This window comes from Caballeronia sp. LZ065, from assembly GCF_031450975.1.
Lineage (GTDB): Bacteria > Pseudomonadota > Gammaproteobacteria > Burkholderiales > Burkholderiaceae > Caballeronia.
In genome coordinates this window covers 2,800,204-2,821,913 of record NZ_JARUXV010000001.1, presented here as the reverse complement: position 1 = coordinate 2,821,913, position 21,710 = coordinate 2,800,204, and the positions used below count along the sequence as shown (strand labels likewise).

The window sequence follows — 21,710 nt, the reverse complement described above, 5'->3', positions numbered from 1 at the left end:
GCGTCGTGTGGAACAGGGGGCCGGGCGCTCGTGCGCCGGCCCGCCACTACGGATAAAAGACCTGAACCCGGTAGTTCGCGGCGACGGCGTCGCCGGTATCGAGCCGGATGACGACCGGCTGCGCGCTCTGCGGCGGAAGGCCGATGGCGAATATCGTACCCGGTCGCGCGTAATCCTGCGGCCAGAGCACGCGGCGGATGGCGACATTGTTCTTGTCGTCGAGCAGCGTGAGTTCGAGCGCGGGGTAGGCGAGCGCGACATCCATCCGGTTGCGCAACGAGAGCTTCAGTTCGAGCTTGTGCGGGCCGTCCACCTGGCGCAGTCCCGAGCTTTCGATCTGGAGGCCGTCGATATCGCGCGGCGGCGACACCTTGCAGCCGAGCTGATCGCAGACATCGGCGTAGAGGGCATGTGCGCCGGGCACGCTCACCATGACGGTCTCGCGCTGCCACCAGGCGAGCTGCGCGGCGAGCAGCAGCACCAGCAGCACAGCCAGCACGATCCCGGCGATACGGCCGCCCTTGCCCTTGCGCGTGCTGCCCGCCGGCTCGGTCGCGGGCGGGCGGGGCGCGTCGTGCAGAGTGTCATGCATCGTTTCGCGCATCGCGGGAAAGGCTTCATTGGCACTCGCCGCGTGCGTGGCGCCGGCGCGTCTTTCGCCGAAACCGGGTTCTGGATCGTCGGCCCATGCGCGCGTGGCGGTGGCCTCCGGCGCGGGACGCGGGGGCGGCGGCTCGGACGGCTTGCCCACCGGGCCGATGAACGGCTCGGCGCGATCGTCGACCGGACTGAACGACGAAGAGGCCGGCCTGAACGGCGGCGGAGGCGGTTCTACCGGCGACGCAAACGGCGCATCGGGCCGCGTCTGCGGCGCGCCTGCGCGAACGAACTGTTTCACGCGCGGCGGCGCTTGCGGTTCGGCGGACGGTTCGTTGGCTGCGTCGCTCGATGCGGTCTGCGTGGCGTCGTCTTGCGGCGCCGGCGCGGACGTCGGTGGCGACGCCGGACCATGCGCGTAGACCGTGCGGTCTTCGTCGTCTTCGGGCGTTGAAAGGGGAGCAGCAGGTGCAGCGGGCGACGGCGCAAACGGCCGACGCTTCGGCGGCGTGTCCGCTACGGGCGGCGTATCGGCGGGAGCCGTGCGCGTAGCAGGGCCGATGGCGGCCTCATCGTCGATGATCGCGGCATGCTGCGGCATGGCCGGCGCAGCGGTTTCGTCGGGCAGTTCGAAGCGATGATGCGCGGCGTCGAAAATTTCCTGGCAGTGGCCGCAGCGCACGCGACCGTCATGCGGCGCGAGCAGGTGAGGGTCGAGCTTGAAGACGGTTTCGCAGTGGGGGCAGCGGGTTGCCAGCGCCATATAAGAAGTGCCGTGGGCCTTGCGGCCGGTTCGTGGACGATGGCGCTATTTTAATGACTTTCGCGCCGCGTTCCGGCCAGACATACCCAGCCTTCGTGCTCACGCCAGACGCCGATGTCGATCCACTTCGCATAGGCCGCCGCGACCTCGTCGGCCTGGCGCGCGAGCACGCCCGACAACGCGATCCGGCCGCCCGGCTTGACCTTCGACGAAAGCATTGACGCCATCAGCTTGAGCGGGTTCGAGAGAATGTTCGCGACGACGATATCGAACTCGCCGGACGGACATTCATCGGGCAGGCCGTAGGTCACGGCCGCGTGATTACGCTCGCTGTTGTGCCGCGCGGACTCGACCGCCTGCGGATCGATATCGATACCGATGACCGGATCCGCGCCGCATTTCTTCGCAAGAATGGCGAGGATGCCGGAGCCGCAGCCGTAGTCGAGCAGCGACTGTCCGGGCCGGACCGATTGCTCGAGCCATTCCATGCACAGACGCGTGGTCGGATGGCTGCCGGTGCCGAACGCGAGACCCGGATCGAGTTCGAGCACGAGTGCGTCCGGGTCCGGTGCGTCATGCCACGAAGGCACGACCCAGATGCGCTCGCCGATGGAGATCGGATCGAACTGCGCCTGCGTCAGCCGCACCCAGTCCTGCTCGGCCACGTCGCGGACGCTGAACGAAGGCGTCGCACTCAGTCCAATTTCATTCGCGGCCGCCGCCAGCAACACGGCCGGCTCGGCGTCCTCGGCGAGCAGCGCCACGACGCGCGACCGCTTCCATGCGCTCTTTTCCGGCACGAGGCCGGGCTCGCCGAAGAGCGGCTGTTCGTCGGGCGTGTCGGCGTCGGCGTCCTCGACGGAAACCGACAGCGCGCCCACGTCGAGCAGCGCATCCGACAGCGCTTCCGCGTGCTCGCGGTCCAGTTCGGCGATCAGTTCCCGGTAACTCATGCTGACTCTCTTGCGGGTTGCTTGCTTGCGGGCTTCAGGACTCTTCGGCCACGGCCGCCTGACGCGCGGCGAGCTTGTTTTCCAAGTAATGGATACTCGTGCCGCCTTCGACGAACTTCGCGTCGATCATCATCTCGCGATGCAGCGGGATGTTGGTCTGGATGCCTTCCACGACCATCTCCGACAGCGCGATGCGCATGCGGTTGATCGCCTGCTCGCGGGTCGCGCCGTAAGCGATCAGCTTGCCGATCATCGAATCGTAGTTCGGCGGCACGAAGTAGTTGGCATAGGCGTGCGAGTCGACACGGATGCCGGGGCCGCCCGCCGTATGCCACGACGTGATGCGTCCCGGCGACGGCGTGAACTTGAAGGGATCTTCCGCGTTGATCCGGCATTCGATGGCATGACCACGGAACTGGATGTCCTTCTGGCGGATCGAGAGCTTCTCGCCGGCCGCGATGCGGATCTGCTCCTGCACGATATCCACGCCGGTGATGAGCTCCGTCACCGGATGCTCGACCTGCACGCGCGTGTTCATCTCGATGAAGTAGAACTCGTTGTTCTCGTACAGGAACTCGAACGTGCCCGCGCCGAGATAGCCCATTTTCTTGCAGGCGTCGGCGCAGCGGTCGCCGATGCGTTCGATCAGACGTCGCGCGATACCCGGCGCCGGCGCTTCCTCGATCACCTTCTGGTGACGGCGCTGCATCGAACAGTCGCGCTCGCCCAGCCAGACCGCGTTGCGGAACGAATCCGACAGGATCTGGATCTCGATGTGGCGCGGATTCTCGAGGAACTTCTCCATGTAGACCTGCGGGTTGCCGAAGGCCCGGCCGGCTTCCTCGCGCGTCATGTTGACCGCGTTGACCAGCGCCGCTTCGGTATGCACCACGCGCATGCCGCGTCCGCCGCCGCCGCCCGCCGCCTTGATGATGACCGGATAGCCGACTGCGCGGGCAATCTTCACGATCTCGCGCGGATCGTCCGGCAACGCGCCTTCCGAACCCGGCACGCACGGCACGCCGGTCTTGATCATGGTCTGCTTCGCGGTGACCTTGTCGCCCATCAGGCGAATCGTCTCCGGACGCGGGCCGATGAACGTGAAACCCGATTGCTCGACGCGCTCGGCGAAATCCGCGTTCTCCGACAGAAAGCCATAGCCGGGGTGGATCGCTTCGGCGTCAGTGACTTCCGCCGCGCTGATGAGCGCGGGCATGTTCAGGTAGGAGAGGTTGGACGGTGCCGGTCCGATGCACACGGCTTCGTCGGCGAGCTTGACGTACTTGGCTTCCTTGTCGGCTTCGGAGTAGACGACAACGGTTTTGACGCCCAGCTCGCGGCACGCGCGCTGGATGCGAAGCGCGATTTCGCCGCGGTTCGCAATAAGAATTTTTTCAAACATGGTGGGTCGGCTCATCAACGGGCACGCACGAGCGGCCCTCGGGGATCCAATCGGCGGCGCGCGCGGCTCGGGCGAACGAAGGCTGCAGGCGGGTTCGCGAGCGAGTCTGCGCGCTGGACGCCATGCCGGACAGCAACGGCGACGGCATGGGCAAATAGCGCGCGTTCAGGCTGCGTTCGACGAAGAAGCGGCGCATCCGGCGCGGCGGCGCGTCAGTCGCCGATGACGTAGAGCGGCTGGCCGTATTCGACCGCCTGACCGTTCTCGACGAGGATTTCCTTTACGACGCCGGCCTTGTCGGACTCGATTTCGTTCAGGAGTTTCATGGCTTCGATGATGCACAGCGTCTGGCCTTCCTTCACCGTATCGCCGACCTGCACGAACGGGTCCGCGCCCGGCGACGGTGCGCGGTAGAACGAACCGACCATCGGCGAGGTCACGACGTGTCCCTGCACGGCTGCGGCCGGAGCGCCGGCGGCGACCGGGGCGCTGGCTTCGCCCACCTGGCCCATGTGCGGGGCCGACGGCATCGGCGCTTGCGGCGCGTACTGTTGCGGCGCTTGCATGTACACCGGCGCGGCGTTCTTGACGATGCGAACCTTGCCTTCGCCTTCCGTCACTTCCAGCTCCGAGATGCCGGATTCCGAGACGAGGTCGATCAGCGTTTTGAGTTTACGAAGGTCCATCGAAAAATCCCCTTTCAATACTTGGAGACCGGGCTGTCCGGTGCTTGACTTGATGTGTGAGTGCTCTGACCGCTCAGCCGCGAGCCGGTGCGGCAATCGTCCGACTGCGGCGGGCCGCCTGTGCGAACGGCGCGGGTATGACCGCTGCCGATGCCGCACGGCGACCGTCACCCGCTTCACGGGTGGCGGACCCAACGTCGAGGCAAGCTCGCGGCACCGGCAGGGTAGTCATGGTCGCTTCGGGTTGTGCGTAATTGGGCGCACTTTAGCGCCGTTTAGAGAATTTTGTCTAGTTTTACTGTTTGGGCCGGGAGGCGAGCGCGAGACAAATTACCACGCGCGCCGCCTGCGCATCTCGAATTTGGCTCAAGATCGCCGTAATGTACCCTAACTCGCGGCTTACTTAATGCAACCTGTGGACAGAGTTAAGTCAAATTTTACAAGCTGTCGAGGGTGCGTTTGAGTTCCGCGCTGTCCACTTCGCCCAATTTCGTCGACCGAACGGCGCCTTTTGCATCGATCACGACGGTAAAAGGCAGGGCGCCGGCACTGTTGCCAAAGCTGCGTGCAAGGTCCGCACCGCCAAATCCGGTGACATAGACGGGATAGGCCACCGGCACTTTCTTGAGAAAGTCGTTGACGTTCTTTTCACTGTCGACGCCCAGACCGATGAAGGTAATGCCCTTCTTCTGGTACTCGCGCTGCAGCGCGGACAGTTCCGGCATTTCCTTGACGCACGGCCCACACCACGAGGCCCAGAAGTTGACGACCACCGGCTTGCCCTTGAATGCCGCCAAGGGTTGCGACGTGCCCGCCGCGCCCGGCGGCGTTGTCTTCCAGAGTTGGTCGACGGGGTTGCCGGCCGGTGCGCCGCTATTGGCCTGCGTCGCGGCATCGCTGTCATTGCCGGTGAAGACGTGGCCCGCGTAGAGGCCGCCGGCCGTTGCGGCGACCGCGACCACGAGGGCCGCGAGAATGCGTGTGGTGTTCATGAGCGTCCGGAAAAGTGTCAGCCGCCGATTTCGAGCGGCGGCGCATCGGATTGATCGAGCAGCGAGCGAACCGTTGCGGCATTGGCGCGAGCGAGCCGCCCGCGGCCGTCCGCGCGCACGGCGCCGCGCAGATCGTCCGGGCCGTACAGCGCGATATGCACGCCGACCGGCTCCTCGCCCGGCGTGCGCTGCAGGAAGCTGAGCGTCTCGACATAGCCGCGCCCGGCGAAATGCCGCGTCTCCGAGACGTCGTACTGCACGTTGTTGTTCAGCAGGTAGATGGCGACTTCCTTCGGGTTGTCGCAGAAGCATTGCAGATGGACATCTGAATGTTCGCCTGCCGTGCCGTTCAACACCGCGCCGGTCAGATAGGGATCGAAGGGCTTGAGCCGTTCCATCCAGTCGAGCGCGGCTTCACGCATGCGGCGGAGCAGCGCGGGCTGACTGTCGCTCTGGAAAATCGCCTGGTACTCGCGGATTTCCTCTTCGATCTGGTCGTTATCAGGCAGGAATTCGCCGCCGATCTTCGTCTCGCCAACCACTTGCTTCGCGGCCTTGCGCTTGGCGGTGGCGTAGTCGAGACCGTCTTCGGCGATCATTCTCGCGGCGGCGATCGCGATTTCCTCGCGCACCCGCTGCGGATCGAAATGTGATTTGCGAACCATGCCGAAATGATACTAGATAACGGCAGGCAGCCATTTTGGCCGGCTTCAGGCTCCGCCACCGGGGACGTCGGACGGCGGGATGCGCTCGGTTACAATAGCCGCTCTCAGGCGCGCTTCCGCAAGGATCTCGAATCACGCGCCAATCCCTGTTTTCTGCACTGAATCGCCCGCGCGGCGCGACACGCTTTATGCACATCCACATCCTCGGCATCTGCGGCACCTTCATGGGCGGACTCGCCGTCCTGGCGCGCGAAGCGGGCCACAAGGTCACCGGCTGCGACGCGGGCGTCTATCCGCCCATGAGCACGCAACTCGAAGCGCAGGGCATCGAATTGATCGAAGGATATGGTGTCGAGCAACTGGCGCTGGAGCCGGACCTGTTCGTGATCGGCAACGTGGTGACGCGTGGCAATCCGTTGATGGAGGCCATCCTCGATCGCGGACTGCCGTACACGTCCGGCCCGCAATGGCTCGGCGAGCATGTGCTGAACGGCAAGTGGGTGCTGGCGGTGGCCGGCACGCACGGCAAGACCACCACGAGTTCGATGCTCGCCTGGCTGCTGGAAGACTCGGGCATGAACCCGGGCTTTTTGATCGGTGGCGTGCCGCTCAACTTCGGCATCTCCGCACGGCTGACTAATTCGAATTTCTTCGTCATCGAAGCGGACGAATACGATACGGCGTTCTTCGACAAGCGCTCGAAGTTCGTCCATTACCGTCCGCGCACCGCCGTACTCAACAACCTGGAATTCGATCACGCCGATATCTTCCCGGATCTCGCCGCCATCGAAACGCAATTCCATCATCTCGTGCGCACGGTGCCCGCTGTCGGACGCATCGTGACGAACGGACGCGAAGCAGCGCTCGAACGCGTGCTGACGCGCGGCTGCTGGTCGGGCGTCGAACGCTTTGGCGTGCAAGGTGGCTGGGAGGCATTGCCGGCTGCTGATGGCGCGGCCGTCGACGAGCAATTCGCCGTGTACTGGGAAGGCGAGCGGCAGGGCGTGGTCGACTGGCAGGTGCAGGGCGAGCACAACCGCATGAACGCGCTCGCGGCGATTGCAGCGGCGCGCTCGGTCGGCGTGCCGGCGGCGCAGTCGGTGAAGTCGCTCGGCAGCTTTCGCAACGTCAAGCGGCGCATGGAGATCAAAGGCAGTGTGGACGGCGTCACCGTATACGACGACTTCGCGCATCATCCCACCGCCATCGACACGACCGTCGCCGGACTGCGCACGCGCATCGGCGAGTCGCGCATCCTCGCCGTGCTCGAACCGCGTTCCAACACGATGAAGCTCGGCACGATGAAGGCGCAGCTTCCCGCCAGCCTCGCCGGCGCGGACCTCGTGTTCGGCTACGGCGCACGCGAAGGCCGCGACAAGCTCGGCTGGGATCTGGCCGACGCGCTCGCGCCGCTTGGCGACAAGGCGCGGGCCTTCAACGAAATCGAACCGCTGGTGAAGGCGGTCGCGGCTGCCGCGCGTCCCGGCGACCACGTGCTCGTCATGAGCAACGGCGGCTTCGGCGGCGTCCATCAGAAATTGCTCGACGCGCTTTCGGCGCGCCGCGCCGGAGGACGCGCGTGATTCTCTACCTGCACGGCTTTCGTTCGTCCCCCGAGTCTTTCAAGGCGCGCGTGATGCATGCACGCCTCGCTGAACTCGGGCGGCTCGGCGAATGGCGGTGCCCGACGCTGCCGGTTTCGCCGGCCGATGCCGTCGCGCTGGCTGAATCGCTCGTGGCGGGCGAAGCGGCGCGTGACGTGACGGTGGTCGGCAGTTCGCTCGGCGGCTACTACGCGACGTATCTCGCCGAGAAACACGGCTGGCGCGCCGTGCTGCTGAATCCGGCCGTGGTGCCGCAGCGCGACCTGAGTCATTTCCTCGGCGAACAGCCGCTGTGGCACGGCGGTGGCACCATCACCGTGTTGCCGCGTCATCTCGACGAACTGCGTGCGCTCGCGGTCGAACGGATCACGCGGCCCGAACGCTACTTCCTGATCGCGGCGACCGGCGACGAAGTCCTCGATTACCGTACGATGCTCGACCACTATCCCGGCGTGCGCACCACGCTGATCCAGGGCGGCGATCATGCGATCGGCGACTTTCCGGCGCATCTCGCCGACGTGCTCGCGTTCTGCGATCAGGCGCCGCCGCCACGGGTCACGCCTGCCGCGGCGTGAATCCGGGCGTCGAACCCATTCATCCACTGGCGCGCGGCCCAATCACCATCGGCCTGCGTTCCGGTCCACTGTCTGACGAGAGTATTGAGTGAACGTTTTCTTCGAGGAATCGGGTAGTTTCAAGGCCGGATCGGTGCTGTCCAAGCAGGGCGACGCGTTCCAGGTCGAGTTGCCGGGCGGACGCCGCGCCAAGGTGCGAGCGAAGGACGTGCTGATCGAGTTCGAGAAGCCCGCCGCCGGCGACCTGATGCAGGAGGCCGATGCGATCGCGCAGGAGATCGATCTCGATTTCCTGTGGGAGTGCGCGCCCGACGAGGAGTTTCCGTTCGCCACGCTCGGCGCGGATTATTTCGGCGACAAGTTCGGCCCCACGGAACGCGCCGCGCTCGTGTTGCGGATGCACGGCTCGCCGGTCTACTTCCGCCGCAAGGGACGCGGCCAGTACCAGCGCGCGCCGCAGGAGCAGTTGCAGATGGCGCTCGCCTCGCTCGAGCGCAAGCGGCAGCAAGCGCTCGTGCAGCAGGGCTGGGAAGAGGAACTCAAGGCCGGCAAGCTGCCCGAGGCGCTGAAGGGCAAGGCCATCGGGCTTCTGACGAAGCCGGACAAGAACTCCAGCGAATACAAGGCGCTCGAGGCGGCCGCCGCCGCGCGCGGCATTTCGCAGGCGCGGCTGATGCTCGAATGCGGCGGCATCGCGTCGCCGCGCGCGCTGCACGAAGCGCGTTTCCTGTCGGAGCACTTTCCGCACGGCATCGGCTTTCCCGCGGTGCAACCGGCGCCGCTGCCCGACGAGCTGCCGGAAGCGAACGTCCAGGCGTTCTCCATCGACGACGTCACCACGACCGAAATCGACGATGCCTTCTCCGTCGAACATCTCGCCGATGGCCGTGTGCGCGTGGGCATCCACATCGCGGCGCCGGCGCTCGGCATTGCGCGCGACGACGCCATCGACGCGATCGCGCGCGGGCGGTTGTCCACCGTCTACATGCCCGGCGACAAGATCACGATGCTGCCCGACAACGTCGTCGAGGTCTTCACGCTCGGCGAGGGCGGGCTGCGTCCGGCGCTGTCGCTGTACATCATCGTGAATCGCGAGACGCAGGAGATCGTCGCCACTGAAACGCGCGCCGAGCGCGTGTTCGTGAAGAGCAACCTGCGTCACAACCATCTCGACGAACACGTCACCGAGGAAAGTCTCGCCGCCGGCACGGGCGAGTATCCGCACAAGGACGATATTGCGGTGCTGTGGCCGCTCGCGCAGGCGCTGTTCGAGAAGCGCCAGGAAGCGCGCGCCGGCTATGGCCTGCGGCGCGAAGTGCAGCGCAACAACGACTTCAACTTCTATGTCGATGGCGAGCACATCACGATCACGCCGCGCCGTCGGGGCTCGCCGCTCGACCTGATCGTCGCGGAGCTGGCGATTCTCGCGAATTCGTCGTGGGGCGCGTTCCTCAATGATCACGGCGTGCCGGGCATCTATCGTTCGCAGCGCGGTTTCGGCGGTCCTGGTCCGAAGCGCACGCGCATGCAGACGACGCCCGCGCCGCACGAAGGGCTCGGCGTCGCGCAATATGCGTGGAGCACGTCGCCGCTGCGCCGCTATGTCGATCTCGTCAATCAATGGCAGCTGCTCGCCTGCGTGCAGCATGGCGTGATGGCCAAACTCGCTGCGCCATTCAAGCCGAAGGACGCGGATCTGTTCGCCGTCGTGCAGGGTTTCGACGACACCTACAGCGCCTACGCGGATCATCAGCGCCGCATGGAGTATTTCTGGTGCCTGCGCTGGCTCCGGCAGGAGAATCGCAAGCAGGTGCCGGCGTCGGTGATCAAGGACGATCTGGTGCGTCTCGAAGAGATTCCGCTGGTGCTGCACGTGCCGGGCCTCGGCGTGCATGCGCGCGGCACGCGCGTGATGCTGGAGGTCGTTTCGACCGACGAACTGACGGTCGAGGCGTCTTGCCGTCTGCTGCACGTGATCGATGCGCCGTCCGTCAGCGCGCCGGCCGAGGAAGACGAGGCCGAGGAGGAGATTATCGAGGCCGACGATCTCTCGGCGCAAAGCGAGGCGGAGGCGCAGGCGGAGGCGTCGGCGGAGACACCGGCGGATGCGCCTGTTTTGCCTGACGATGCGCCGCAACCCTCGGAGCCGAGCGGATCATGAAAGATCGTTACGCGGTGATCGGCAATCCGGTCGAGCACAGCAAGTCGCCGTGGATCCATGCAAGGTTCGCCGCGCAGACGGGCGAGCCGGTCGAATACGGCCGCATGCTCGGGCCGCTCGGCGGCTTTGAGCCGGAAGTGCGGCGCTTCATCGCGTCGGGCGGGCGTGGCCTGAACGTCACGGTGCCGTTCAAGCTCGAAGCGCACGCGCTGGCCGATTCGCTGTCGCCGCGCGCCGCGGCGGCCGGCGCGGTGAACACACTCGCATTCGGCCCCGATGGCGTGCGCGGCGACAACACCGACGGCGTCGGGCTGGTGCGCGACATCGAAGTGAATCTCGGCGTGAGCCTGAAGGGCGCGCGCATTCTGCTGCTCGGCGCGGGCGGCGCGGCGCGCGGCGTCGTGCTGCCCATCTTTGAACGCGCGCCGGCTGCGCTCACCATCGTCAATCGCACGGCGGCGAAGGCGCATCAACTCGTCGACCAGTTCGCGCCGAACGCGGTCGACTCCGGCGTGCGCTTCTCGGGCGGCGGCGCGGCGAGCGTCGAGGGCGGCGCGTATGACGTGATCGTCAACGCGACGGCGGGCAGCCTGGATGCCGCGCTGCCCGAGTGCGACGACAGCGCCTTCGGCCTGAGCACACTCGCCTACGACATGATGTACGGCGCGCAGGCCACGGTTTTCATGCAGCACGCGTCGCGGCTCGGCGCGCGTGCAGCGGATGGGCTCGGCATGCTGGTCGAGCAGGCCGCCGAGTCGTTCTTCGTCTGGCGCGGCGTGCGTCCCGACGGCGGCGCGGTGCTGCGCGAACTGCGCCAGACGCTGGCCGCGAAAGCCTGATGACCACCGCGCCGGTCGGCGGCCGTACGCCATCGGGCAGCGCGCGAAGCCGCCGCGGGGTGCGGCTCGGGCCGGCGCGCTGGATTCTCTACGGCGTCTCGGTGCTGGGCATCGCATTCTTCGCCACGCAGGTCTGGTTCTTCGCGCAGGTCGGCATCTGGACGGTCGTGAATCCCGGACCGACGGCCTTCATGCGCAGCGACGCCTGGACGCTCGCCCGGACGCATCCGGGTGTCACATTGCAGCGCACCTGGGTTCCCTACGACCAGATTTCGCGCAATCTGAAGCGCGCGATCATCGCGTCCGAGGACGCCAACTTCGTCAACAACAACGGCTACGAAACCGACGCCATCCTGCAGGCTTGGGAGAAGAACAAGACGCGCGGAAAGATCGTCGCGGGTGGATCGACCCTCTCGCAGCAACTGGCCCGCAACCTGTTGCTGTCGCGTGAGAAGAGCTATGTGCGCAAGGCGCAGGAGCTCGTCATCACCTGGATGCTCGAATTCTGGATGGACAAGGAACGCATCTTTGAGATCTATCTGAATTCGGTCGAGTGGGGCAACGGCGTGTACGGCGCGGAGGCGGCGGCGCAGCACTATTACAAGACCTCAGCGGCGAAGCTTACGGCCTGGCAGAGCGCCCGGCTCGCCGTGATGCTGCCGCGTCCGAAGTACTTCGACGATCATCGCAACGCGCCGTATCTGGCGCAGCGGGCAGGCGTGATTGCACGCCGGATGGGCGCCGCCGAGTTGCCGCAATGAGTTTTAGTCGAAACACAATAAACAAGATCAAGCCCTGATTTCTCAGGGCTTTTTTTGTTTTCGAAGAATGGCGCGCCACGGGCGCCGCGCGGCACGCGCCCGATCCGTACGCACTCGCGCTGCCGAGCGCGCGGGTCGACATCACGCCGTAACAGGCCGGCACGCAAACTCTAATGCGCGGCCTCGCAATCCTCGAAGCCGCCACCAACTGCGCGCGCGATTAGTAACTTCGATTCAATGCACGCGCGTCACGTATTGAAAATAACCGATATGGCTGAGTATTTCCGCCGTTGGTTGCCAAAGGCGTGGGTTGTAGATGATGTAAATGCTGATTTGCACAATCTTGATGTTGGGCGCCCGCACACGTCGAAGGAATAGGACATACATGATGAATGAAGCGCAAGGATTTGACCTTTTTTTTCAATCGCCGCTGTTCTCTGAGACCAAGGCAAACAAAGAGCAATTGGCAATTTATGGGCGCATGTTCTGGCCGATTCAGGTGAGCTTTATCGTTGGTCTGCCTAAACTCACGGGGACCATTTGCCAAGAGATTGGCCAGCTTGCTCTGTCGGGCGGAAATCGTACGGAAGAACAGAGGCTTAAAGGGGCGCTTCGTTTTATGTTTCCCCCGACTATCGACGAACTCGGCCATGGAAGGGACAAATATCAATGTGTGCATCACGATCTCTTTGCGGCTCAAATAAATGCTTGCACAGGGCTTGGTCAGGACGAACTTCGGGCCACTTGGATCCGCGGTCGCGCAAATAGAATGTTGGCAAGCGCAATAACGGAATCCGTTTGTGACGTAACAAAGGGTCTGCATATGATGTATGTCGTCGAGATGTTGGCGCCTCGCTTTTTCATACACCAAGAGCAGATTTTCCTTAGCTCCAGTGACAGCGCCAAGGTAGTGCATTCCACAATGCATAAGAATGCGGAAATCGAACACGCTGAAGAGGCTGGAAAGTTCATGGGATACCTCACGCGAGACGAATCCCTTATCGATTTCTATATACAATTATGGCGTGAAACGGCAGACGAGATGCACCAAACAATGTATGGCGCAGGTGCGCGAAAGTAGTGCTGCGATATCAAACGTGTGCTATTTGCGCTTGCTTCGTGCAAACAAAGAGTCTCCCCGAATAAAAAGCTTCGGATCACATAGGTGTTGCAATGTGTGTTGCCCTGTCTGCTTGCATGCGACAGGGATTTTTTTGCTCGCTTCGATCGTCGATCAATTGCCACGTATTCTCAAAAGCACTTTGCCCATCCAGACTTCTAGTCGAGTTTTGGCAGAAAGGCAAAACAAGCGAGATTAAGCGGGCCACGTGGCGTCGGTGCCGACTTGGAATTTGATATGAAAAAAACAATAAAATGGTTGACTCGCAGAAATATATTTTCACCTCTGTCAACGACGCGCCAGCAGTGAGGAGATTCTCAATAAAATCGTTCTCACTGCAAAAAATTCGGGGGTTGACTACGCAGCCACGGAGTCAGAACCAACCTTACCAAAAGCGCCCACGAGTTCGTTTCGTTCACAAATATCCTGACGAAAGGATTTCCGTCAAAAATACGGATTTTTGAAAGACGACACTACGAATCCTTTCGAGTTGCAAAACTATCTGGAAGATAAGTTCCCACCCGTTTTCTGACGATGTTTTTCCCGACGGCCCGAAGTACTTCGACGATCATCGCAACGCGCCGTATCTGGCGCGGCGCGCAGGCGTGATTGCACGCCGGATGGGCGCCGCCGAGTTGCCGCAGTGAGGTTTAGCTGAGACTCAATAAACAAGATAAAGCCCTGATTCTTCAGGATTTTTTTGTTTTCGAGGAGCGGCGTCCCGCGCACTAGGTTCCCATTATGTGAGTCGCTCGATCACATATTGAATAAATCAACCAGCCAGAACTACAATCCGACCAAAGCTGGAAAACGGCACTGCGCGTGTCACCGGATCAGCCTCCCAGGCGGAGCACGGCACGCGACAAGAACAACGGAGACACGTCATGCATTCGATCGCCTGCCCGCGCTCGTGGGCTGTTTCGTACGCAACATACGCTTCCTCGCAGGGTCATACGGCCTCGGCGTTCCGCGCGATGACGGCGTCATCCGCCCCACGCTGCGCTTCGTGATCCGCCAGGAGACCCGCGCCATGACTCAGTTCCAGAATCCCGAAACCGACGCCGCCGAAGCCGACGTTCAGGCCGCTCCCACCAGCGGTCCGGACCTGAAACGCAACGGCACCGGCGCTGCGCGGCATGCGCCCGATCCGGACGCAATCGCACTGCCGAGCGCGCTGGTCGACATCACGCCGCAACAGGCCGGCACACAAACCCTCTTGCGCGGCCTCGCGATCCTCGAAGCCGCCGCCAACGGCGCGCGCGATCTGCGCTCGTTCGGCGCCGCGCTCGGCACCACGCGCAGCACGACGCACCGGCTGGTCAGTTCGCTGGTGCAGGCGCGCTATCTGCGCCAGGTGCAGGGGGGCTATCTGCTCGGGCCGAAGCTGATCGAACTGGGCACGATCGCGCTGGAGCAGATGCCGCTGACGGCGGTCGCGCGTCCGCATCTTCAAGCGCTCGCCGACCATACGCACGACACCATTCACCTCGGCGTGCGCGACGGCGACGACGTCCTCTACATCGACAAGATTCCGGGCACGCGCGGGCTGGAGATGCGTTCGCGCGTCGGACACCGCATGCCGCTGGCATCGACGGGCATCGGCAAGGCGATGATGCTCGACCTCGAAGCGAACGCATGGAAGCGGCTGCTCGACGCGTCGCATCGCGTGCTGGCGAAGACCAGCTTCAAGCCCGACAACCGCCCCGACTTCGACACTTTCCTGCAGCGCATGACGCGTTATGCGCAAGGCGGCTTCACTTTCGATCTCGAAGAGAACGAAGCGTCGATCCGTTGCGTCGCCGCGCCGGTGCGGGACGCGTCCGGGTCGATCGTCGCGGCCCTGTCGGTGGCGAGCACGATCCCATACATGCCGCACGAACGCATGGAAGAACTGATTCCGGTCGTGCAGCGCGAGGCGCGCGCGATCTCCGAGGAACTCGGCTGGCGCGCGCCGCAGCCGTCGCGCAGGATCAAGCGATGAGCGCAACCGCGTCCGGACCCGCACTCATCGCGCTCGACTGGGGCACGACCTCGCTGCGCGCCTATCTGCTCGGCGACGATGCCGGCGCGCTCGACACGCGCGCATCGTCGGCGGGCATCATGAAACTGCCCGAAGGCGGCTTTGACCAGGCGTTCGAGGACACCTGCGGCGCGTGGCTCGACACGCATCCACACTTGCCCGTGATCGCGGCAGGGATGGTCGGCAGCGCGCAAGGCTGGGTCGAGGCGCCTTATGTCGAGACGCCGGCCGGCGCGGATGCGCTGGTCGGCGGCATCGTGACGGTGCAGACGGCGCGCGGCGTCGCGCTGCATGTCGTACCCGGCGTGCTCGAACGCGGCACGTTGCCCAACGTGATGCGCGGCGAGGAAACCCAGATCTTCGGCGCGCTGGCGAGCGAACCGTCGCTGGGCGCCTCGGGCGGCGCGCTGATCGGCTTGCCAGGCACGCACGCCAAGTGGGCGTTCGTCGGGCAGGACCGCATCGAACGCTTCTATACCTTCATGACCGGCGAGACCTTCGGCGCACTGCGCGACCACACGATCCTCGGCCGCACCATGCATCCGAGCGCGACCCACGATGAAGCGGCGTTCCTGCGCGGCGTCGATACGGCCCGCGACGCCGGTCATCCCGGCGTGCTCGCGACGATCTTCAGCACGCGCACGCTGGGCCTCACCGGCCAGTTGACGGCGGAACAGCAGTCGGACTATCTGTCGGGCTTGCTGATCGGACACGAGCTGCGCGGCCTCAACGAAGTGCTGTTGCGCGAACAGGGCGCGCTGGCGGGCAAGACATTGCGCCTGATCGGCAACGACGCGCTGTGCGACCGCTACCGCGCGGCACTGGCGCGCTACGGTTGCCATGAGGCACGAACGGTCGCGCACGCCACCGAGCGCGGCCTCTACCGAATTGCCGCGCAGGCCGGGCTGGTGTCCGCGCCGTCGCGCGCGGCCTGAGATGGAGTCACGAGACATGCAGCCTCCCATCAACCTGCCCGCTCCCTACGGCATGCACGGCGGCCTGGCGAAAGCGTTCGCCGCCTGTCCGCTGATCGCGATCCTGCGCGGCGTCACGCCGGCCGACGCCGCCGATCACGGCCGCGCGCTCTATGCGGCGGGCTTTCGCATCATCGAAGTGCCGCTCAATTCGCCGCAGCCGTTCGACAGCATCGCGGCCATCCGTCAGGCGCTGCCCGACGACGCAATCGTCGGCGCGGGCACCGTGCTGCATCCGAGCTACGTCGACAACGTGAAGGCGGCGGGCGGCGAGCTGATCGTGATGCCGCACAGCGACGCCGACGTGATCCGCGCCGCGAAGGCACAGGGCATGGCGTGCGCGCCGGGCGTCGCGACGCCGAACGAAGCATTTCTCGCGCTGAAGGCAGGCGCGGACGTGCTGAAGATGTTCCCCGCCGAGCAGCTCGATCCGACCTTGACAAAGGCCTGGCGGGCGGTGATTGCGAAAGAGGTGCCGCTGGTGCCGGTCGGCGGCATTGCGCCCGACAACATGGGGCCGTTCCTGACGGCGGGCGCGAATGGTTTCGGTCTCGGCTCGGCGCTGTACAAGCCGGGACAGAGCGCCGAGGTGACCGCGCATCACGCGAAGGCCTTCATCGACGGACTGGCGCTGGCGCGAGGTGAACACGGAGGCGAGAAGAAATGAGCCGCCTCGCCGGCAAGGTGGCGATGGTCACCGGCGCGGGACGCGGCATCGGCGCGGCGATCGCGCTGGCCTTCGCGCGCGAGGGCGCCGCGGTGGTCCTGGCGGAACTCGACATCGACACCGCGCAGGCCACGGCCAAACGCATCGCGGCGGAAACGAACAACGCGCGCGTGATCGCGCTGCGCACGGACGTGACGCAGAGCGCGTCGGTGAAGGACGCGGTGGAGCAGGCGCAAGCACGGCTCGGTCCGCTCGATGTGCTGGTCAACAACGCCGGCATCAACGTGTTCTGCGATCCGCTCACCATGACCGACGACGACTGGCGCCGCTGCTTCGCCGTCGATCTCGACGGCGTCTGGAACGGCTGCCGCGCGGTGCTGCCGGGCATGGTCGAACGCGGGCGCGGAAGCATCGTGAACATTGCGTCGACGCACAGTTTCAAGATCATCCCGGGATGCTTTCCGTATCCGGTGGCGAAGCACGGCGTGATCGGCCTGACGCGTGCGCTCGGCATCGAGTACGCGCCGAACAACGTGCGCGTGAATGCGATCGCGCCGGGTTACATCGAGACGCAGCTGACGCTGGACTGGTGGGATGCACAGGACGATCCGCGGGCCGCGCGCCAGGCGACGCTCGACCTGCAGCCGATGAAGCGCATCGGCCAGCCGCACGAAGTGGCGATGACGGCGGTGTTCCTGGCTTCGGACGAGGCGCCGTTCATCAACGCGAGTTGCATCACGGTGGATGGCGGGCGCAGCGCGCTGTATCACGACTGATCGAGATGAGAAGAATGACGCACTGGCCGCTGTGCGACATCACACATGAAAAAAAGCGGCCACACACCTTCGTAGCTTTGTAGCGCCCGCACGCGGGCATCTTTGCAATAACGGAAAAAGTCAGGAGACACAAGATGAAACGCAGACTGTTCCTCACGCTGATCGCTGCCGCCACGGCCACGAGCGCCTCCATGATCGCGGCGCCGGTCGCGCAGGCCGCCGACGACGTCAAGATCGGCTTCCTCGTGAAGCAGCCGGAAGAGCCGTGGTTCCAGGACGAGTGGAAGTTCGCGGAAATGGCCGCGAAGGAGAAGGGCTTCACGCTCGTGAAGATCGGCGCGCCGTCCGGCGAGAAGGTGATGAGCGCCATCGACAACCTGGCCGCTCAAAAGGCGCAGGGCTTCATCATCTGCACGCCCGATGTGAAGCTCGGACCGGGCATCGTCGCGAAGGCGAAGGCCGACAAGCTCAAGATGATGACGGTCGATGACCGTCTCGTCGACGGCTCGGGCAAGCCGATCGAATCCGTGCCGCACATGGGCATCTCGGCGTACAACATCGGCAAGCAGGTGGGTGACGGCATTGCCGCCGAGATCAAGAAGCGCGGCTGGGACATGAAGGATGTCGGCGCGATCGACGTGACCTACGAACAGCTGCCGACCGCACACGACCGCACCTCGGGCGCCACTGACGCGCTGGTCGCCGCCGGCTTCCCGAAGGCCAACATCGTGATGGCGCCGCAGGCGAAGACCGACACCGAGAACGCGTTCAACGCGGCCAACATCGCGCTGACGAAGAACCCGCAGTTCAAGCACTGGGTGGCCTACGCGCTGAACGACGAAGGCGTCCTGGGCGCGGTGCGCGCGGCGGAAGGCCGGGGCTTCAAGGCGGACAACATGATCGGCATCGGCATTGGCGGATCGGACTCGGCGTTGAACGAGTTCAAGAAGCCGAATCCGACGGGCTTCTTCGGCACCGTCATCATCAGCCCGAAGCGTCACGGCGAAGAGACCTCCGAACTGATGTACGCGTGGATCAAGGACGGCAAGGCGCCGCCGCCGCTGACGCTCACGACCGGCATGCTGGCGACGCGTGACAACGTGGCCTCGGTGCGTCAGCAAATGGGTCTGGCGTCGAACTAAGTCTTTCGTGCAGCAAGCGGGCCGCGCGTGCGTGGCCCGCCGATGAAATCAGGAGGCGATGTGTCAGCGACGCTGCGGTTTGACAATATCGGCAAGGTGTTTCCAGGCGTGCGCGCGCTCGACGGCGTGTCGTTCGACGTCAACGCCGGCGAAGTTCACGGTTTGATGGGCGAGAACGGCGCGGGCAAATCGACCTTGCTGAAGATTCTCGGCGGCGAGTACCAGCCCGATTCGGGGCGCGTGCTCATCGACGAAAAAGAAGTGCATTTCCCGAGCGCGGCGGCGTCGATCGCCTCGGGCATCGCGGTGATTCATCAGGAATTGCAGTACGTGCCGGACCTGACGGTGTCCGAGAACCTGCTGCTTGGCGCGCTGCCGAACCGGCTCGGCTGGGTCAACAAGCGCGCGGCCAGGAAGCACGTGGCCGAACGGCTTGCGGCGATGGGCGTCGATCTCGATCCGGACGCGAAGTTGCGCAAGCTTTCCATCGCGCAGCGGCAGATGGTGGAGATCTGCAAGGCGCTGCTGCGCAATGCGCGCGTGATTGCGCTGGACGAGCCGACCAGTTCGCTTTCGCATCGCGAGACCGAAGTGCTGTTCAAGCTGGTGCGCGATCTCCAGGCCGACAACCGTGCGTTGATCTACATCTCGCACCGCATGGACGAGATCTACGAGTTGTGCGACGCGTGCACCATTTTTCGCGACGGGCGCAAGATTGCTTCGCATCTGTCGCTTGCTGAAGTGCCGCGCGACACGCTGGTGCAGGAGATGGTCGGCCGCGAAATCAGCGATATCTACAACTACCGCGCGCGCCCGCTCGGCGACGTGCGTTTTTCCGTGACGAACGTGCAGGGCCCTGCATTGAGCGCGCCCGCGAGTTTCGAGGTGAAGCGGGGCGAGATTGTCGGGTTCTTCGGGCTCGTGGGTGCGGGCCGCAGCGAACTGATGCATCTCGTCTACGGCGCGGACAAGAAGAAGGACGGCGCGATTGCGCTCGATGGCCAGCCGATCAAGGTGCGCAGCACGGGCGAGGCGATTCGTCACGGCATCGTGCTGTGTCCGGAAGACCGCAAGGAAGAGGGCATTGTCGCGATGGCGACGGTCGCCGAGAACATCAACATCTCGTGCCGGCGGCACTATTTGCGCGGCGGCTTGTTTCTCGACCGGAAGAAGGAAGCGCAGACGGCGGATCGTTTCATCGACTTGCTGAAGATCAAGACGCCGAGCCGCAGGCAGCGCATCCGGTTTTTGTCGGGCGGCAATCAGCAGAAGGCGATTCTGTCGCGCTGGCTCGCGGAGCCGGACTTGAAGGTGGTGATTCTCGATGAGCCGACGCGGGGCATCGATGTTGGCGCGAAGCACGAGATCTACAACGTCATCTATCAGCTTGCGGAACGGGGCTGCGCGATCGTGATGATTTCGTCGGAGTTGCCGGAGGTGCTGGGTGTGTCGGATCGCATCGTGGTGATGCGGCAGGGACGCATTGCGGGCGAACTGCCGCGTGAGAAGGCGAATGAACAGGCGGTGCTGAGTCTTGCGCTGCCGCAGTCGGACAGCGTCGCGCAGGCGGCGTGAGCCGGGCGGACGGCGACGGACAAGGACAAGAGAGGAGTCAATTATGGAAGCTAGAGAAAACATTGTGGGGCAGGCGGCCGAGACGGTGGCGAACACGCTGATCCCGCAGAAGAGTGACAAACAGAAGTGGTGGCAGCAGATCACCGAATACAGTCTGATCGTGATCTTCGTCGTGATGTTCGTGACGATGTCGGCGACTGTCGATCACTTCTTCTCGATCGAGAACATGCTGGGTCTGGCGTTGTCGATTTCGCAGATCGGCATGGTTGCGTGCACGATGATGTTCTGTCTCGCGTCGCGCGACTTCGACCTTTCGGTGGGTTCGACGATCGCGTTTGCTGGCGTGTTGTGCGCGATGGTTCTCAACGCGACGGATAACACGGCCATTGCGATTGTCGCGGCGGTGGCGGCGGGCGCGGTGATTGGCTTCGTCAACGGCGCGGTGATTGCGTACTTGCGGATCAACGCGCTGATTACGACGCTGGCCACGATGGAGATTGTGCGTGGACTGGGTTTTATCGTGTCGCACGGGCAGGCGGTGGGCGTGTCGTCGGATACGTTCATTGCGCTTGGCGGGCTCGCGATGTTCGGGATTTCCCTGCCGATCTGGGTCACGCTTGCGTGTTTCATCGTTTTTGGCGTATTGCTCAACCAGACTGTGTATGGGCGCAATACGTTGGCGATTGGCGGCAATCCGGAGGCGTCGCGGCTGGCGGGGATTAATGTTGAGCGGACGCGGGTGTGGATCTTTTTGATTCAGGGCGCGGTGACGGCTCTGGCGGGGGTGATTCTCGCATCGCGGATTACTTCGGGGCAGCCGAATGCTGCTCAGGGATTCGAGCTCAACGTGATCTCGGCTTGTGTGTTGGGGGGCGTGTCGCTGCTCGGCGGACGGGCGACGATCTCCGGCGTCGTGATTGGCGTGCTCATTATGGGCACGGTTGAGAATGTGATGAATCTTCTCAATATCGATGCGTTTTATCAGTACCTCGTGAGAGGGGCGATTTTGCTGGCTGCCGTTTTGCTCGATCAGTTGAAGAATCGCGGTTCGCGGGATTGAATGTTTTTGCGTGAGCTTGCGGTTGTTTCTTTGCTCGCGCTTCCATGGACTTCCTGTTTTCGCGTCGGTCTGGTCTATTGGCACTGCCCCTCCCCGAAGCGGGGTTCTGCGCTCTAAGCCTTCGCGTGGTTTTTTTAACTTTCGCCTGCGCTTCCATGGACTTCCCGTATTCGCGTCGGTCTGTTAGCACTGCCCCTCCCCGGGGCGGGGGTAACTTTCTTTGCCGCTGCAAAGAAAGTCACCAAAGAAAGCAGCTTTTCTTCCCGCCCAAGGTCCGCTTAGCAGCGCAGCACAGAACCAAGTTTCTGGCACTGCACTAGCGAGTGCCCTCATAGGCCACACCGGGCTTGGATCGCGGACCCACTGGGACAAACTGCC

General features: G+C 64.1%; 20 protein-coding genes and 1 pseudogene. 14 read left to right on the top strand and 7 right to left on the bottom strand.

Annotated features, from left to right (window positions below; all coding sequences use genetic code 11):
- Positions 1-46 precede the first annotated feature (46 nt).
- From QCE63_RS13030 to QCE63_RS13000, 7 genes are all read right to left on the bottom strand, one after another.
- On the bottom strand, positions 47-1,360 hold the full coding sequence (locus QCE63_RS13030) for a DUF3426 domain-containing protein (RefSeq protein ID WP_309833373.1): 1,314 nt from the start codon (positions 1,358-1,360) through the stop codon (positions 47-49).
- 50 nt (positions 1,361-1,410) lie between these two features.
- Complete coding sequence (prmA, locus tag QCE63_RS13025) at positions 1,411-2,313, bottom strand: 50S ribosomal protein L11 methyltransferase (protein ID WP_309833372.1); 903 nt, start codon at positions 2,311-2,313, stop codon at positions 1,411-1,413.
- A gap of 34 nt (positions 2,314-2,347) precedes the next feature.
- A complete protein-coding gene (gene accC / locus QCE63_RS13020) occupies positions 2,348-3,715 on the bottom strand; it encodes an acetyl-CoA carboxylase biotin carboxylase subunit (RefSeq protein ID WP_309833371.1) in 1,368 nt (455 codons plus the stop codon).
- Positions 3,708-3,911 (bottom strand): hypothetical protein, encoded by a 204-nt coding sequence (locus QCE63_RS13015; RefSeq protein WP_309833370.1) that lies wholly within the window; start codon positions 3,909-3,911, stop codon positions 3,708-3,710. Before QCE63_RS13015 ends, accC begins: the two co-directional genes overlap by 8 nt.
- A 16-nt stretch (positions 3,912-3,927) precedes the next feature.
- Positions 3,928-4,401: an acetyl-CoA carboxylase biotin carboxyl carrier protein gene (gene accB / locus QCE63_RS13010; protein ID WP_309833369.1), complete on the bottom strand. Its 474-nt coding sequence runs from the start codon at positions 4,399-4,401 to the stop codon at positions 3,928-3,930.
- A 437-nt stretch (positions 4,402-4,838) separates the two neighbouring features.
- Positions 4,839-5,393, bottom strand: a complete 555-nt coding sequence (locus QCE63_RS13005) for a TlpA disulfide reductase family protein (protein ID WP_309833368.1) — start codon at positions 5,391-5,393, stop codon at positions 4,839-4,841.
- A 17-nt stretch (positions 5,394-5,410) separates the two neighbouring features.
- Entirely contained in the window at positions 5,411-6,058 is a 648-nt protein-coding gene (locus tag QCE63_RS13000) for a UDP-N-acetylmuramate--alanine ligase (RefSeq protein WP_309833367.1), read from the bottom strand.
- A gap of 188 nt (positions 6,059-6,246) precedes the next feature.
- Here QCE63_RS13000 and mpl point away from each other — a divergent pair, with 188 nt between their 5' ends.
- From mpl to araH, 14 genes and pseudogenes are all read left to right on the top strand, one after another.
- A complete protein-coding gene (mpl, locus tag QCE63_RS12995) occupies positions 6,247-7,641 on the top strand; it encodes a UDP-N-acetylmuramate:L-alanyl-gamma-D-glutamyl-meso-diaminopimelate ligase (protein ID WP_309833366.1) in 1,395 nt (464 codons plus the stop codon).
- Positions 7,638-8,237, top strand: a complete 600-nt coding sequence (locus QCE63_RS12990) for a YqiA/YcfP family alpha/beta fold hydrolase (RefSeq protein ID WP_309833365.1) — start codon at positions 7,638-7,640, stop codon at positions 8,235-8,237. The genes mpl and QCE63_RS12990 overlap by 4 nt, the downstream gene beginning before the upstream one ends.
- A gap of 88 nt (positions 8,238-8,325) precedes the next feature.
- The gene (locus QCE63_RS12985) at positions 8,326-10,398 is read left to right on the top strand and encodes an RNB domain-containing ribonuclease (RefSeq protein ID WP_309833364.1); all 2,073 of its coding nucleotides are present in this window, start codon (positions 8,326-8,328) and stop codon (positions 10,396-10,398) included.
- Positions 10,395-11,237 (top strand): shikimate dehydrogenase, encoded by an 843-nt coding sequence (gene aroE / locus QCE63_RS12980; RefSeq protein WP_309833361.1) that lies wholly within the window; start codon positions 10,395-10,397, stop codon positions 11,235-11,237. Before QCE63_RS12985 ends, aroE begins: the two co-directional genes overlap by 4 nt.
- Complete coding sequence (gene mtgA / locus QCE63_RS12975) at positions 11,237-11,998, top strand: monofunctional biosynthetic peptidoglycan transglycosylase (protein WP_309833360.1); 762 nt, start codon at positions 11,237-11,239, stop codon at positions 11,996-11,998. Before aroE ends, mtgA begins: the two co-directional genes overlap by 1 nt.
- Before the next feature lie 388 nt (positions 11,999-12,386).
- Complete coding sequence (locus QCE63_RS12965) at positions 12,387-13,079, top strand: hypothetical protein (protein WP_309833359.1); 693 nt, start codon at positions 12,387-12,389, stop codon at positions 13,077-13,079.
- 590 nt (positions 13,080-13,669) lie between these two features.
- Positions 13,670-13,765, top strand: a pseudogene (locus tag QCE63_RS12960) (monofunctional biosynthetic peptidoglycan transglycosylase); the annotation flags it as partial.
- 383 nt (positions 13,766-14,148) lie between these two features.
- Positions 14,149-15,099 (top strand): IclR family transcriptional regulator, encoded by a 951-nt coding sequence (locus QCE63_RS12955; RefSeq protein ID WP_309833358.1) that lies wholly within the window; start codon positions 14,149-14,151, stop codon positions 15,097-15,099.
- On the top strand, positions 15,096-16,073 hold the full coding sequence (locus QCE63_RS12950; protein ID WP_309833356.1) for a 2-dehydro-3-deoxygalactonokinase: 978 nt from the start codon (positions 15,096-15,098) through the stop codon (positions 16,071-16,073). Before QCE63_RS12955 ends, QCE63_RS12950 begins: the two co-directional genes overlap by 4 nt.
- 16 nt (positions 16,074-16,089) lie before the next feature.
- On the top strand, positions 16,090-16,779 hold the full coding sequence (locus QCE63_RS12945; protein WP_309833355.1) for a 2-dehydro-3-deoxy-6-phosphogalactonate aldolase: 690 nt from the start codon (positions 16,090-16,092) through the stop codon (positions 16,777-16,779).
- Positions 16,776-17,555 carry an SDR family oxidoreductase gene (locus QCE63_RS12940; protein WP_309833354.1) on the top strand — a complete coding sequence of 260 codons (780 nt, stop codon included), beginning with the start codon at positions 16,776-16,778 and terminating at the stop codon, positions 17,553-17,555. Before QCE63_RS12945 ends, QCE63_RS12940 begins: the two co-directional genes overlap by 4 nt.
- Before the next feature lie 134 nt (positions 17,556-17,689).
- Positions 17,690-18,697, top strand: coding sequence for an arabinose ABC transporter substrate-binding protein (locus tag QCE63_RS12935; RefSeq protein WP_309809827.1), 1,008 nt, complete (start codon positions 17,690-17,692; stop codon positions 18,695-18,697).
- 60 nt (positions 18,698-18,757) lie between these two features.
- On the top strand, positions 18,758-20,272 hold the full coding sequence (araG, locus tag QCE63_RS12930; protein WP_309833353.1) for an L-arabinose ABC transporter ATP-binding protein AraG: 1,515 nt from the start codon (positions 18,758-18,760) through the stop codon (positions 20,270-20,272).
- Positions 20,273-20,315: 43 nt separating this feature from the next.
- Positions 20,316-21,332, top strand: a complete 1,017-nt coding sequence (gene araH / locus QCE63_RS12925) for an L-arabinose ABC transporter permease AraH (protein WP_309809822.1) — start codon at positions 20,316-20,318, stop codon at positions 21,330-21,332.
- Positions 21,333-21,710: the final 378 nt, after the last annotated feature.